At 62.8% G+C, this 13,265-nt stretch carries 10 protein-coding genes; 6 read left to right on the top strand and 4 right to left on the bottom strand.

Features of this window, described 5'->3' with window-relative positions:
* Positions 1-204: 204 nt before the first annotated feature.
* Positions 205-1,422 (top strand): MFS transporter, encoded by a 1,218-nt coding sequence (locus ACVTFQ_RS04205; RefSeq protein ID WP_112437072.1) that lies wholly within the window; start codon positions 205-207, stop codon positions 1,420-1,422.
* Here ACVTFQ_RS04205 and ACVTFQ_RS04200 read toward each other — a convergent pair.
* Positions 1,393-1,800: a winged helix-turn-helix transcriptional regulator gene (locus ACVTFQ_RS04200; protein ID WP_111561053.1), complete on the bottom strand. Its 408-nt coding sequence runs from the start codon at positions 1,798-1,800 to the stop codon at positions 1,393-1,395. The genes ACVTFQ_RS04205 and ACVTFQ_RS04200 overlap by 30 nt on opposite strands.
* A gap of 103 nt (positions 1,801-1,903) precedes the next feature.
* Between ACVTFQ_RS04200 and ACVTFQ_RS04195 the strand changes: the two genes are divergently transcribed.
* Both ACVTFQ_RS04195 and mgtE read left to right on the top strand, forming a co-directional pair.
* Positions 1,904-2,917 carry a zinc-binding alcohol dehydrogenase family protein gene (locus tag ACVTFQ_RS04195; protein WP_111561052.1) on the top strand — a complete coding sequence of 338 codons (1,014 nt, stop codon included), beginning with the start codon at positions 1,904-1,906 and terminating at the stop codon, positions 2,915-2,917.
* 320 nt (positions 2,918-3,237) lie between these two features.
* Positions 3,238-4,614, top strand: a complete 1,377-nt coding sequence (gene mgtE, locus ACVTFQ_RS04190; protein WP_111561051.1) for a magnesium transporter — start codon at positions 3,238-3,240, stop codon at positions 4,612-4,614.
* Positions 4,615-4,655: 41 nt separating this feature from the next.
* Here mgtE and ACVTFQ_RS04185 read toward each other — a convergent pair whose 3' ends face one another.
* The 3 genes from ACVTFQ_RS04185 to ACVTFQ_RS04175 all read right to left on the bottom strand — a co-directional run bounded on the left by ACVTFQ_RS04185 (position 4,656) and on the right by ACVTFQ_RS04175 (position 7,590).
* Entirely contained in the window at positions 4,656-5,276 is a 621-nt protein-coding gene (locus ACVTFQ_RS04185) for a L,D-transpeptidase (protein WP_111561050.1), read from the bottom strand.
* A gap of 123 nt (positions 5,277-5,399) precedes the next feature.
* On the bottom strand, positions 5,400-5,915 hold the full coding sequence (locus tag ACVTFQ_RS04180; RefSeq protein ID WP_146618458.1) for a GNAT family N-acetyltransferase: 516 nt from the start codon (positions 5,913-5,915) through the stop codon (positions 5,400-5,402).
* 10 nt (positions 5,916-5,925) lie between these two features.
* Complete coding sequence (locus ACVTFQ_RS04175; RefSeq protein ID WP_111561049.1) at positions 5,926-7,590, bottom strand: electron transfer flavoprotein-ubiquinone oxidoreductase; 1,665 nt, start codon at positions 7,588-7,590, stop codon at positions 5,926-5,928.
* 255 nt (positions 7,591-7,845) lie between these two features.
* Here ACVTFQ_RS04175 and ACVTFQ_RS04170 point away from each other — a divergent pair, with 255 nt between their 5' ends.
* The 3 genes from ACVTFQ_RS04170 (at position 7,846) to ACVTFQ_RS04160 (ending at position 13,227) form a co-directional block, all read left to right on the top strand.
* Positions 7,846-8,634, top strand: a complete 789-nt coding sequence (locus ACVTFQ_RS04170) for an SDR family oxidoreductase (protein WP_111561048.1) — start codon at positions 7,846-7,848, stop codon at positions 8,632-8,634.
* Positions 8,635-8,845: 211 nt separating this feature from the next.
* The gene (locus ACVTFQ_RS04165) at positions 8,846-10,114 is read left to right on the top strand and encodes an efflux RND transporter periplasmic adaptor subunit (RefSeq protein WP_111561047.1); all 1,269 of its coding nucleotides are present in this window, start codon (positions 8,846-8,848) and stop codon (positions 10,112-10,114) included.
* Positions 10,111-13,227: an efflux RND transporter permease subunit gene (locus tag ACVTFQ_RS04160; protein ID WP_470423674.1), complete on the top strand. Its 3,117-nt coding sequence runs from the start codon at positions 10,111-10,113 to the stop codon at positions 13,225-13,227. Before ACVTFQ_RS04165 ends, ACVTFQ_RS04160 begins: the two co-directional genes overlap by 4 nt.
* Positions 13,228-13,265: the final 38 nt, after the last annotated feature.

Here is a 13,265-nt window from a genome sequence, read left to right as displayed (position 1 = left end):
GCGATCTGGACCAATGCATCGCTCACGTATGCGTCTGGCGGGATGCTGCGCTGCATAAAACGCACATGACGCCTCCCGACAAATCGTAAATTAATACCGTGTTGGAGCAGGCGCTCCATCTCCCTCATTTTCCGCTTGTCCGTCCGGCAGTGACACTTCATTGCGCGACTGTTCCAAGCCATTGCATGCCGAAGGAGCTCGCGCTTGAGCCAGGTCGCCGTAAACGATTCCATCGCCGACATCCCCGTTTCCGAGGCGCCCTCGCCCATGGCGGTCGCGCTCGTGCAACTGGCGCTTGCCTGTGGTGGCTTCGGGATCGGCACCGGCGAGTTCGCGATCATGGGCCTGCTTCCCAATGTCGCCGACACGTTTTCCGTGACCATCCCGCAGGCTGGTTATGTCATCAGCGCCTATGCGCTCGGCGTTGTCATCGGCGCTCCCGTGATTGCCGTGCTGGCCGCCAAGATGGCGCGGCGCTCGCTTCTTCTGCTGCTGATGGGCATTTTCGCGGTCGGCAATATCACGAGCGCCATGGCTCCCTCGTTCGAGAGCTTCACCGTGCTGCGCTTCATCACCGGCTTGCCGCACGGCGCCTATTTCGGCGTTGCCGCGATCGTCGCCGCATCGATGGTGCCGGTGCATAAGCGCGCCCGCGCGGTTGGCCGCGTCATGCTGGGTCTCACGATCGCGACGCTGCTCGGCACGCCGCTCGCCACCTTCTTCGGTCAGTCGCTCGACTGGCGCGTCGCGTTCACCGCCGTCGGCGTGATCGGCCTCGTGACCATGGCGCTGATCTGGTACTACGTGCCGCGCGATGAGGTGTCCGAGGGTGCGAGCTTCATGCGCGAACTCGGCGCCTTCAAGCGTCCGCAGGTGCTGCTGACGCTCGCCATCGCGGCCGTCGGCTACGGCGGCATGTTTGCGATGTTCAGCTATATCGCGGACACCACCACTGATGTCGCCATGCTGCAGCCAGGAATGGTCGCCGTGATGATGGTGCTGTTCGGCGTCGGCATGAATGCCGGCAACGTCGTCGGCTCCTGGCTCGCCGACAAGTCGATCATGGGCACGATCGGCGGCTCGCTGGTCTTCAACATCATCGTGCTGACGCTGTTTTCGCTGACCGCTTCCAGCCCGTTCATGCTCGGCCTCTGCGTCTTCCTGATCGGTTGCGGCTTCGCGGCCGGTCCGGCGCTGCAGACCCGCCTGATGGATGTCGCCGCCGACGCGCAGACGCTGGCGGCCGCCTCCAACCACTCCGCCTTCAACATCGCCAACGCGCTCGGCGCCTGGCTCGGCGGCCTCGTCATCGCCTGGGGCTACGGCTCAGCTTCGACGGGTTATGTCGGCGCGATCCTGTCGGCGCTCGGCATCGTCGTCTTCGCGGCCTCACTACGCCTCGACCGGCGCAGCCGCGTCTGAGCGATCACAGGCCGCCACATCCCTGAGGTGGCGGCCACTGGGGCGGCAGGATATGTTTTCCTCGCCCCATGCGGCCAAGGCGGCGATGACGGGCTTCAATGTCTTGCCAAGCGACGTCAGCGCGTAATCCACGCGTGGCGGCACGACCGGAAACACCGTGCGCGACACCAGACCGCATTCCTCCAGCTCCCGAAGCTGCTTAGTGAGCATCCGCTGCGTTACCGATGGCAGCTTGCGGCGCAGTTCGTTGAAGCGCAGCGTGCCCTCCATCAGGTGAAAGAGGATCACGCCCTTCCACTTGCCATCCAGAAAACTCAACGTCGCCTCGACGGGGCATCCGGGGAAGTTCTCGGTCAGCTTGTCTCTCGGCAACGACATTTGACGGTATCCTTTTGGGTACTACGTACAGAATTTGTGCATTCTTGCGTGATCCTAACGTAAGACGCATCTAGCATCCGTGCAACAAACACTGGAGTCTTTCATGCGTGCCGTCGCCTACACCACCCCGCAGCCCATTTCCGCCGAGACATCTCTGATCGACGTCGACCTGCCGATGCCTGAGGCTACCGGCCACGATCTCCTGGTCGAGATCAAGGCCGTCTCGGTCAATCCCGTCGACACCAAGATCCGCATCGGCGTGGCGCCCGCGGACGGCGAGTTCAAGGTTCTCGGTTGGGACGCGGCCGGCATCGTCAAGGCGGTCGGCCCTGATGTGACGCTTTTCAAGGTCGGAGACGAGGTCGCTTACGCAGGCGCGATCAACCGCCCCGGTTCCAACGCAGAGTTCCATCTGGTCGATGAGCGCATCGTCGGCCGCAAGCCATCAAGCCTCGATTTCGCGGCCGCCGCTGCCTTGCCGCTGACCTCGATCACCGCCTATGAGGCGCTGTTCGACCGCCTGAAGGTGCAGGACGCTGTTCCGGGTGCGGCCAACGCCATCCTCATCATCGGCGGCGCCGGTGGCGTCGGGTCGATCGCCATCCAGATTGCCCGCGCCTTGACCGACCTCACCGTCATCGCGACGGCCTCGCGGCCGGAAACACAGGCCTGGGTGAAGGAACTCGGCGCCCACCATGTGATCGACCATTCGCAGCCGATCGCTCCGCAGATGGCAGCACTCGGCATTGGCGCACCCAGCTTCATCTTCTCCACGACGAACACCAGCGACCACCTGCAGGATATCGTCGAGGCCATCGCGCCGCAGGGCCGCTTCGCGCTCATCGATGATCCAAAGACGCTCGACATCGTGCCCTTCAAGCGCAAGGCCATTTCGATCCACTGGGAGCTGATGTTCACCCGCCCGCTCTTTAACACCGCCGACATGATCGAGCAGCACAAGCTCCTGAACAAGATCGCCGACCTGGTCGATGCCGGCACCATCCGCACGACGCTGAACGAAACGCTCGGCGTGATCAACGCGGCGAACCTGAAGACGGCGCATGCGATGATCGAGAGCGGAAAGACCAAGGGCAAGCTCGTGCTCGCAGGCTTTTGATCGCTGTCGGCTCGTCCTGATGGATGAGCATTTCGGCATAAGGAAGCGCCTTATCCATCACGCTTACCAAGAAAGCCGCGCGGCCTGCGCGGCTTTTTCGCCGCAACCGCCTACCCCGCTTGACTTTTTCAGCGTTTGGGACCACCTACAGCATCACGCACGGAACGCCCGTTCCGCGCGGATATCAACGGAGCCATCTCACGATGCCAAGCGACAGTAGTAGTCGATTGCCTTTGCCGTACGCGGCCTTCGTGCGCTGACCGATATCCATCGGGCTCGCCCGTCGGACGCTGCGGCGGATCGACGGAAAGGCGAGCTATATGAACATCAATCGCTTCCCTCTGCGGGCAGGCCATGCCGCCCGTTTCTTTGCCAGCGACAGCCTCGGTGCCATCACCACGGCTGAACGCGTCGAGCGTCTAAACGCGCTCGAAATTCCCGAAGCAGCGGCTATCCTCGCCACGCTGCCGCAGCAGAAGGCCGTCCGCATACTCGGACGCCCGGAGCTGCACCATGCCGCCGCGATGCTGACCGAAATGCCGGTCGAGCAGGCCGCACGGCTATTGAACGCCACCGCCAACGACCGCGTCGCCGACCTGTTTCAAGAAATGGACGAGGCCGCTCGGGCACACCTGTTTTCCAAGCTCGACCGCGCGACCTGCCTCGCCGTGCAGCACCTCATGGGCTATCCGCCGCGCACGGCAGGCAGCATCATGACGACGGAGTTCGTCAGCGTCCCAGCGACCTGGACTGTCGAGAAGACATTGGAGCATGTTCGCAAGGTCGAGCGTTCGCGTGAGACCGTCTATGCGATCTATGTTCTCGACGTGGAGACACAGGCGCTCACGAGCGTCGTCACCCTGCGCCGTCTCATCAATGGCGAGCCGCAGGCCTCGGTGCTGAGCGTCGCCCAGCAGGGCGGCATCGTCCGGGCCGATCCGCTGATGACGCAGGAAGACGTGGCACGGCTGATCCGCAAGCACAATCTGCTGGCACTGCCTGTTATCGGCGAGAACGGCCACATGCTGGGGATTGTCACGGTCGACGACGTGATCGACACGATGATCGCCGATCAGACAGAAGACGCCCAGAAGTTCGGCGGCATGGAGGCGCTCGGAAAGCCCTACATGGCGATCAGCTTCGCCGGCATGCTGAAGAAGCGCGCGGGCTGGCTCTGCGCCCTCTTCCTCGGCGAGATGCTGACGGCAAGCGCCATGCAGCATTTCGAGGGCGAGCTGGAAAAGGCCATCGTGCTAACGCTGTTCGTGCCGCTGATCATGAGCTCCGGCGGCAACTCCGGTTCGCAGGCGACGTCGCTCATCATCCGGGCGCTGGCGCTGGGCGAGCTGAAGCTGTCAGACTGGTGGCGGGTTCTGCTGCGCGAACTACCGACCGGCATCGTGCTCGGCTCGATCCTCGGCGCCGTCGGCTTTGTCCGCATCATCCTGTGGCAGAATATCGGGCTCTATGACTATGGTGAGCACTGGATCCTCGTCGGCTTCACGATCTTCGCGGCGCTGATCGGGATCGTGACGTTCGGCTCGGTCGCAGGCTCGATGCTGCCCTTCGTGCTGCAGAAGCTACGGCTCGATCCGGCCAGCGCCTCTGCGCCCTTCGTCGCCACGCTGGTCGACGTGACCGGGCTGGTGATCTACTTCTCGGTGGCGCTGCTGATCCTCAGCGGCACATTGCTTTAGACAGGAAAACGGGGCCGATCGGCCCCGTTTCTCATTGTGGTTCAGGCCGTTGCCTGGATGACGACGACCTGCGCGCCCGGCTCTACCCGCTCGTAGAGGTCGATGACGTCGTGGTTGAGCATGCGGATGCAACCGCTCGACATGGCAAGACCGATCGACTGCGGCTGGTTGGTGCCGTGGATGCGGAAGTGCGTGTCGTTGCCGCCGCGATAGAGATAGATGGCGCGGGCGCCGAGCGGATTGTTCGGCCCGCCCGGCATGCCGCCGGCGAGCTTGCGGTAGCGCTCTTCGCGGCGCTGCATGTTTTCGGTCGGCGTCCAGCTCGGCCATTCGGCCTTGCGCCCGACATAGGCGCCGCCTGCAAAGGCCAGCCCTTCCCGACCGACGCCGACGCCATAGCGCATCGCCTGGTTATCGCCGAGGATGTAGTAGAGGCGGCGGGCGGGCGTATCGACGACGATGGTGCCGGGGCTATAGCTCGAGGCATAGCTGACCTGCTGGCGACGAAGCTCCGGATCGATCTTGTCGATCGGCATGGCCGGCAGCGGAAACTTCTCGGCCGGAATGGCCGCGTAGTTGGCGCGATGATCGGGACCGCTCGAAGCGCAGCCGGCGAGAAGCGCGGAGACGCCCAAAACGAAACCACGGCGGGAAAGCGACATCGAAGCAGATCCTTAACGTTCGGTTGATGAGACCAAGGTTACGGAGATTATGGTTAATGAACTGCTAAGCGTGTGGGTGTGGTAACGCATTCGTTAAGAGGTTGTGAGGTGGCTGTTCGCACCTCAAAGCCGCAGCAGCATGGCCACGCGCCGTTCCGGATCCATGCCGTTGCCGACTTCATCATCGATCTTGGCCCGCAAAAATGGCGGCATGGCTTCGCCGTCTGCCGTTTCGAAACCGATGGATTGGTAGAAAGGTGCGTTGAACGGGACATGGCGGTCCGTCGTCAACGTCAGCGCGGAGAGCCGTCGTGTCCTTGCCATTTCGACCGCGTGGGACATCAGGCGCCGGCCGACGCCCTTTCGTTGCCAGTCCCTGCTGACATCGAGCTCGATCACATAGAGGGTGTCGTGGATCTCTTCCGCCGCCAGGAAGCCGACTGGGTGATCATCGCCGTCGGCGGCCACGATCAGCAGGCCGGCTTCGAGTGCCTTTCGCAGGATATCGTGCGGCAAGGCTTGCGCTGCGTCGGAGATGCCCAACGCCTCCGCCAATGTCGCGAAGGCGTCAAGTTCGATCTCGGTGAGACGCGGGAATTCTTCCAAGCGCGCTTGCCTGATCGCAAGGGTAGCGCTCATGGCTCATCCCTTACATATTCGGATAAACAGGCCCCTCACCGCCCTGCGGCGGCACCCAGTTGATATTCTGGTTGGGGTCCTTGATATCGCAGGTCTTGCAGTGGACGCAGTTCTGGGCGTTGATGACGTAGGTCTCCTCGCCATCCTTCTCCACCCACTCATAGACGCCTGCAGGACAGTAGCGCGTCGAGGGACCGGCGAAGATGTCGTGCTCCGACGACTTCTGCAGCGCCATGTCCTTGACCTTCAGATGAACAGGCTCGTTCTCCTCGTGATTGGTGTTCGACAGGAACACCGAGGAGAGACGGTCAAAGGTGAGCACGCCGTCAGGCTTGGGGTAATCGATCGGCTTGTGCTTTGATGCCGGCTCCAGCGATGCGGCATCGGTCTTGCCGTGACCGAGCGTACCGAAGAAGGAGAAGCCAAAGAGCTGGTTGGTCCACATGTCGAGACCGCCGAGCGCCACGCCGATGGCCGTGCCGAACTTCGACCAGAGAGGCTTGACGTTGCGGACCTTCTTCAGGTCCTTGCCGATGTCGCTTGCGCGCCATTCGTTCTCGATCTCGATAACCTCGTCATTGGCGCGGCCTGCGGCGATAGCGTCGGCGATCCTGTCGGCCGCCAGCATGCCCGACAGTACGGCATTGTGGCTGCCCTTGATGCGGGGAACGTTGACGAAGCCGGCGGAGCAACCGATCAGCGCGCCGCCTGGGAAGGTCAGCTTCGGCACCGACTGATAGCCGCCCTCGGTGATGGCGCGGGCGCCGTAGGACAGCCGCTTGCCGCCCTCGAAGGTGGTGCGGATCGCCGGATGCGTCTTGAAGCGCTGGAACTCCTCGAAGGGATAGAGATAGGGGTTCTTGTAGTTCAGGTGCACCACGAAGCCGACGGCAACGAGGTTGTCTTCCAGATGATACAGGAACGAACCGCCACCGGTCTTCATGCCGAGCGGCCAGCCGAAGGAGTGCTGCACGAGGCCCTGCTTGTGGTTCTCCGGTTTGACTTGCCAGAGCTCCTTGATGCCGATGCCGAATTTTTGGGGTTCGCGGTCCTTCTGGAGATCGAACTTGGCGATCAGCTGTTTCGCGAGCGAGCCGCGCACGCCTTCGCCGATCAGCGTATATTTGCCGAGCAATTCCATGCCGCGAGTGAAATTCGGGCCGGGCTCGCCGTTCTTCTCGACGCCCATGTCGCCGGTGGCGACACCGATGACGGCGCCCTCGTCGTTGTAGAGAACTTCGGTGGCGGCAAAGCCCGGATAGATCTCGACGCCCAAGGCTTCCGCGTGGCCCGCCAGCCAGCGACAGACATTGCCGAGCGAGACGATGTAGTTGCCGTGATTGCTCATCAGCGGCGGCATGGCGAAGTTCGGCAGGCGGATGGAACCGGCCGGGCCGAGCAGCAAGAAGTGGTCGTCCTTGACCTCGGTCTTGAACGGATGATCTGCCTCTTCGCGCCAATCCGGCAGCAAGCGGTCGATACCAATAGGATCGACGACGGCGCCCGACAGGATATGCGCACCGACTTCGGCGCCCTTCTCCAGCACGACGACGGAGAGTTCGGGATTGACCTGCTTCAGCCTGATCGCGGCCGAGAGGCCGGCAGGACCGCCGCCGACAATCACGACGTCGAATTCCATGCTCTCGCGTTCGGGCAGTTCAGTCGCTTCGGTCATTCATCATTCTCCGCTCGGCCGGCTTTGCGGCCATAATTCCCCGTGTGTAGGCTATCTCTTGGCAAAACATGGCTGGATTGTCGAGCCGGGAAACGACAGCCAATACCCCATTTCGCGCAATGATATTCCTCTTCACCAGAGAACTACATGCCGCTTACGTCAACGTCAATAAATGAAGCTGATCAAGCCATGGCCGGTCTTTCCTTTTGATCGTCGCGCGCCCTATAAACGGAGCGAACAACAGGCGACGTCAAAATGGATCTGGGCATCAAGGGCAAGCGCGCGCTCGTGCTGGCATCGTCGCGCGGACTCGGCCACGGCATCGCGGTCGCTCTGGCGCGCGAAGGCGCCAATGTGCTTTTGTGCGGACGCAGCGGTGAAACGCTGGAGGCGAACTGCAAGGCGATCAATGCCGAGGGCAAGGGCAAGGCCGACTGGATCTGGGCCGATCTTTCGGAAGAAAACTTCGTCGAGACGGTCACGACAGCCGTCAAGAGCAAGCTCGGTGGCGTTGACATCCTGATCAACAATACCGGCGGCCCGACGCCCGGCACTACCGAGGACATGACGGCAGAGCGGCTGGAGACCTATTTCTTCTCGATGGTGCTCCGGGTCATCACGCTCACCAACACGCTGCTGCCCAGCATGAAGGAACAGGGATGGGGCCGCATCCTGACTGTCGCGTCCTCAGGTGTGATCGAGCCGATCGGCAATCTCGCGCTTTCCAACACGCTGCGCCCAGCGCTCGCCGGCTGGAGCAAGACACTGGCAACCGAAATCGGCCGCTTCGGCATCACCACCAACCTGCTGCTCCCCGGCAGCATTCTGACGAGCCGGCTTGACGATCTCGACGGGGCCGCCGCCAAGCGCACGGGCAAGAGCATAGAAGACGTTCGCGTCGTCAAGGAAGCGGCCATCCCAGTCGGTCGATACGGCAAGGTGGAAGAGTTCGCGGCGACCGCCGCCTTCCTCTGCAGCCAGCAGGCGAGCTATATCACCGGCAGCCTCGTGCGCTGCGATGGTGGCGCGGCGCGATCCCTCTGATCGCAAACGACAATCGGGCGCCAGCCAGCGGCGCCCGACCGCGGTTGCGTCACATTCACGCGATCGCCCGCAGGTTAGAATATGCGAACATTACGAAAATTTAAGCCATTCTAACCACTTAGTGATGCCCCTGTCGGGATTGTGTCTCTTTCGTGCCGCAATAAAAGTGGTTGAATAAGTCATACTCAACAGCCCCCGACCGGTATCAACCATGAAGAAACTCTGGATCACCACCTGCCTTGTTGTCGCAGCCGGCTTCGGCGCGTGGCACTATAAGGATCGCATCCCCTATCTCTCGCAATTCGGATCGAAAGCGACCGCACAGGCCGATGCTTCCGGCGGCAAGCAGGCGGCAGGCGATGGCGCGCAACAGGGGGGCGACCAGAAGGGCAAGGGGCGAAAGGGCGGCGGACCGACCCTGGTGAAAACAGTGGCCGCCGTTAAGACGGTGCTGCCGCGCGATGTCACGGCATCCGGCTGGGCCGACGCCGACGACAACACGACGATCGCCGCGCAGGAACAGGGGTTGGTCACCGAGATCATCGCCAGCGATGGCTCCTCCGTCAAGCAAGGCGACCTCATCGCCAAGCTCGACAACCGCACGGCACAGGCCGCGGTCGACAAGGACAATGCGATGATCGTGCGCGATACCGCGACGGTCGCCGAGGCAGAGACGGCGCTCACGCGCGCCTCGGACCTTCTCACATCGAAAGCCGGCACGCAGCAGACCTATGACCAGGCAAAGGCGGCGCGTGACACCGCCGTTGCCACCGTGCAAGCGGACAAGGCGACGCTCGCGTCCGATCAGGTACTGCTTGAACATACCGACATCCGGGCGCCGTTCGACGGCCGCCTTGGCGACGTCGCCGTCAGCCCCGGCGCCTTCGTGACGGCAGGTGCGACCATTGTGACGATCGCCAAATACGACCCGATCTATGTGAAGTTCCATCTGCAGGAGCGCGATCTCAGGCAGCTGAAGCTGGCGCTCGCAGCCGGCCCCGTCGACGTGACCACCGTGCCGCCATCAGGCAAGGGCAAGCCGCGCACCGGCCATATCAGCTTCTACGACAACAGTGTCGATACCGCATCCGGCACCATCCTCGCCAAGGCGAAATTCGAGAATGCATCGGGCGCGCTCTGGCCCGGTCAGTCGGTCAACATCGTCGTGCATTTCAACAACAACGAACAGCAGGTGGTCGTGCCGACGGTGGCGGTGAGCCCCGGCGCCGATGGCTTCTACTCGTTCGTCGTCAACGACGGAAAGGTGCGGCTGGCGCCTGTCACCGTCGCCCGCGCCAACGGCGGCTACACGGCGATCTCTGCCGGTCTTTCGGAAGGCGACCATGTGGTCATCGAGGGACAGGCGCAGCTCGTCGACAAGCAGGCCGTGAAGGAAGAGTTCGATAGCAAGGCGATCAACGTCGCCTCGGCGGATCAGCCGAAGTCAACGGAAACCATCGTGGCGGGCACGGAAGAATGATACCAAATTTCTGTATCCGGCGCCCCGTCGCCACCACGCTTCTCGCCATCGGCGCCGTGCTTGCCGGCATCGCCGGCTATCAGCTCGTGCCGGTGGCAGCCCTGCCGCAGGTCGATTTCCCGACGATCAACGTCTCGGCGGCACTGACCGGCGCCTCGCCGAAGACCATGGCGACGTCGGTCGCGACCCCGCTGATCAAGCAGTTCGAGACGATCCCCGGGATCAGCGAAATCAGCGCCACCAACTCGCTCGGCAATACCAGCATCGTGCTGCAGTTCGATCTCAACCGCAGCATCGATGCGGCCGCCGCCGACGTTCAGGCGGCGATCTCGCATGCCACACGGCAGCTGCCCGACAACATGACGACGCCCCCGAGCTACCGGAAGACCAACCCGGCCGACGCTCCCGTCATGCTGCTTGCGGTGCAGAGCGATACGATGCCGCGCAGCAAGCTCGACGATGTCGCGGAAAACATCATCTCGCCCTCGCTCTCCACCCTGCCCGGCGTGGCCGAGGTCTCGGTCTTCGGCGCGCAAACCTATGCCGTGCGCGTCGAGGTCGATCCGAACAAGCTGCTCAACCGGGGTCTCGGGATCGATACGGTCAACAAGGCGATCCAGGCTGCCAATAGCCAGGTGCCCGTCGGCACGCTGCAGAACGACAGCCAGAGCATGACGATCACCGCCGACACGCAGCGCACCAATGCCGAGCAGTTCCGCACCCTCGTCATTGCCAATCCTGGTGGTGCGCCGATCCATCTCGGCGATGTCGCCGACGTTGAGGATAGCGTCGAGAACCAGAACACCGGCAGCTGGTACGACGGCAAGCAGAGCATCATCCTGGCAATCCAACGCCAGCCGGATGCCAACACGGTTGCGGTCGTCGATGCCATCAATGCGAAGCTGCCGGCGCTGCATGCCGAGATACCGGGATCGGTGACGACGCAGGTGATGAACGATTCGGCCAAGCCGATCCGCGACGCGATCTCGGACGTGAAGTTCACGCTGTTCCTGACAATCGGCCTCGTCGTTCTCGTCATCTACCTCTTCACCGGCCACCTGACGGCGACGATCATACCGGGCCTTGCCGTGCCGCTGTCGCTGATCACCACCTTCGGCATGATGTATGTGCTGGGCTACAGCGTCGACAACATCTCGCTGCTCGGGCTGACGCTCGCCGTCGGCCTCGTGGTCGACGACGCCATCGTCATGCTCGAAAACATCCTGAGGCACGTCGAGGATGGCATGCCGGTTCTCGAGGCGGCCATCAAGGGCTCGGGCGAAGTCAGCTATACGATCATCTCCATGTCCGTCTCGCTGATCGCGGTCTTCATTCCGATCCTTCTGATGGGCGGTGTCGTCGGGCGTATCTTCAACGAGTTCGGCATGGTGGTGGCGATCGCGATCGTGGCATCCGCCATCGTGTCGCTGACGGTCACGCCGATGCTCGCCTCACGGCTCGGCAGCGGCCATAGCCAGCCGCCTTTCTTCATCCGCTGGTTCGATGCCGGCTTCGAGCGAACGCTGCGTGGGTATGACCGCTCCGTTGCCTGGTGCCTGGCGCACCGTCCGGCCATTCTCGGGCTGTTTCTGGCTTCGGTCGGACTGACCATCGACCTGTTCATGACGCTGCCGACGAGCTTCTTCCCGACGGAAGATATCGGCCGCCTCAACATATCGACCCGCGCCCGCCAGGATATCTCTTACCCGGCGATGAAGGATCTGCAGAACCAGGCTGCGGCGCTGGTCAAGCAGAACCCTGCTGTCAACCACGTCATGTCGATCGTCGGCGGCAATGCCCGCAGCCCGCTCAACAACGGCACGATGTTCGTTGAACTGAAGGACAAGAAGGACCGGCCGCCACTCGACCAGACTCTGCGCGAACTGCGCGCCAGCATTAGCAAGATCCCCGGCCTACAGGCCTTCATCACACCGCAGCAGAGCCTGCGCTTCGGTGGACGGCAGACGGCCAGCCAGTATCAGCTGGTGGTCCAGGCACTCAGCGCGGACCAGACAAACCTCTGGGCCAACAAGATCCAGCAGGCCATGCACGGCGATCCGCGCTTTACCGACGTGACATCGGACGCGCAGAACAACGCGCTTCAGGCCGAGATCAAGGTCGATACGGAAAAGGCAGCCGCCTTCGGGATCACCGACGACCAGCTGCGCACGACGCTGCAGGAATCCTTCGGCGGTTATGCGGCGGCGCAGATCCAGTCGACCGGCGACAGCTACGACGTGCTCGTCGAGTACGACACCAATGCGCCGTGGGATGACCAGAAGCTGCAAGACATCCGCGTGGCGTCGTCGAGCGGCGCGCTCGTCCCGCTGTCGAACTTCGCGACCGTCGAACGCACCACCGGGCCGGTGACGATCAACCAGACCGGCCAGCTGGTCTCGACCACGGTGTCGTTCAACCTGCCCGCCGGCGAGGCGCTCGGCGATGCAACAGCGGCGATCGACCAGATCAAGAAGGACATCGACATGCCCTCGGACGTCTTCACGTCCTATGGCGGCACGGCGCAGATCTTCGAGCAATCGCAGGGCAATACGCCTCTCCTGATCCTGGCGGCGGTTCTGACGATCTATGTCGTTCTCGGTGTCCTCTACGAGAGCTTCATCCACCCGCTGACGATCCTCTCCGGTCTGCCGGCGGCAGCACTCGGCGCGCTTCTGGCATTGAGAGTGATGAACTTCGACCTGTCGATCATCGCGTTGATCGGCCTCCTGATGCTGATCGGTATCGTCAAGAAGAATGCGATCATGATGATCGACGTGGCGCTGGAGAACCTGCGATCGGGAACCGGGATGACTTCGTCCGAGGCCATTCACGAAGCTTGCGTACGGCGTTTCCGCCCTATCATGATGACGACCTTCTGCGCGCTGCTCGGCGCGCTCCCGATCGCGCTCGGCTCGGGCGCAAGCTCGGAGCTTCGCCAGCCGCTCGGCATCGCCGTGGTCGGCGGCCTCATCGTCAGCCAGGCGCTGACGCTGTTCATCACCCCCGTCATCTTCGTCGAGATGGGACGGCTCAGCGACTGGCTGCTCAGCCTTGGGCGGAAGAAGACAGAAGAGCAACACGAGGAGCCCGCCCGGGCCATCGCAGCGGAATGATCGAGACGGGCGCCCATCGGCGCCCGTTTCATTTTGCG

It is taken from the genome of Rhizobium sp. O111 (genome assembly GCF_055616315.1).
This window is presented reverse-complemented; position numbering and strand designations above follow the sequence as displayed.

What these genes read in the sequence shown, in the direction of transcription:
- ACVTFQ_RS04175 (WP_111561049.1), bottom strand. Translation starts at nt 7,590, where the DNA reads ATGACCGAAGCGACTGAACTGCCCGAACGCGAGAGCATGGAATTCGAC.
- ACVTFQ_RS04160 (WP_470423674.1), top strand. Translation starts at nt 10,111, where the DNA reads ATGATACCAAATTTCTGTATCCGGCGCCCCGTCGCCACCACGCTTCTC.
- ACVTFQ_RS04195 (WP_111561052.1), top strand. Translation starts at nt 1,904, where the DNA reads ATGCGTGCCGTCGCCTACACCACCCCGCAGCCCATTTCCGCCGAGACA.
- ACVTFQ_RS04170 (WP_111561048.1), top strand. Translation starts at nt 7,846, where the DNA reads ATGGATCTGGGCATCAAGGGCAAGCGCGCGCTCGTGCTGGCATCGTCG.
- ACVTFQ_RS04180 (WP_146618458.1), bottom strand. Translation starts at nt 5,915, where the DNA reads ATGAGCGCTACCCTTGCGATCAGGCAAGCGCGCTTGGAAGAATTCCCG.
- ACVTFQ_RS04200 (WP_111561053.1), bottom strand. Translation starts at nt 1,800, where the DNA reads ATGTCGTTGCCGAGAGACAAGCTGACCGAGAACTTCCCCGGATGCCCC.
- ACVTFQ_RS04165 (WP_111561047.1), top strand. Translation starts at nt 8,846, where the DNA reads ATGAAGAAACTCTGGATCACCACCTGCCTTGTTGTCGCAGCCGGCTTC.
- ACVTFQ_RS04185 (WP_111561050.1), bottom strand. Translation starts at nt 5,276, where the DNA reads ATGTCGCTTTCCCGCCGTGGTTTCGTTTTGGGCGTCTCCGCGCTTCTC.
- mgtE (WP_111561051.1), top strand. Translation starts at nt 3,238, where the DNA reads ATGAACATCAATCGCTTCCCTCTGCGGGCAGGCCATGCCGCCCGTTTC.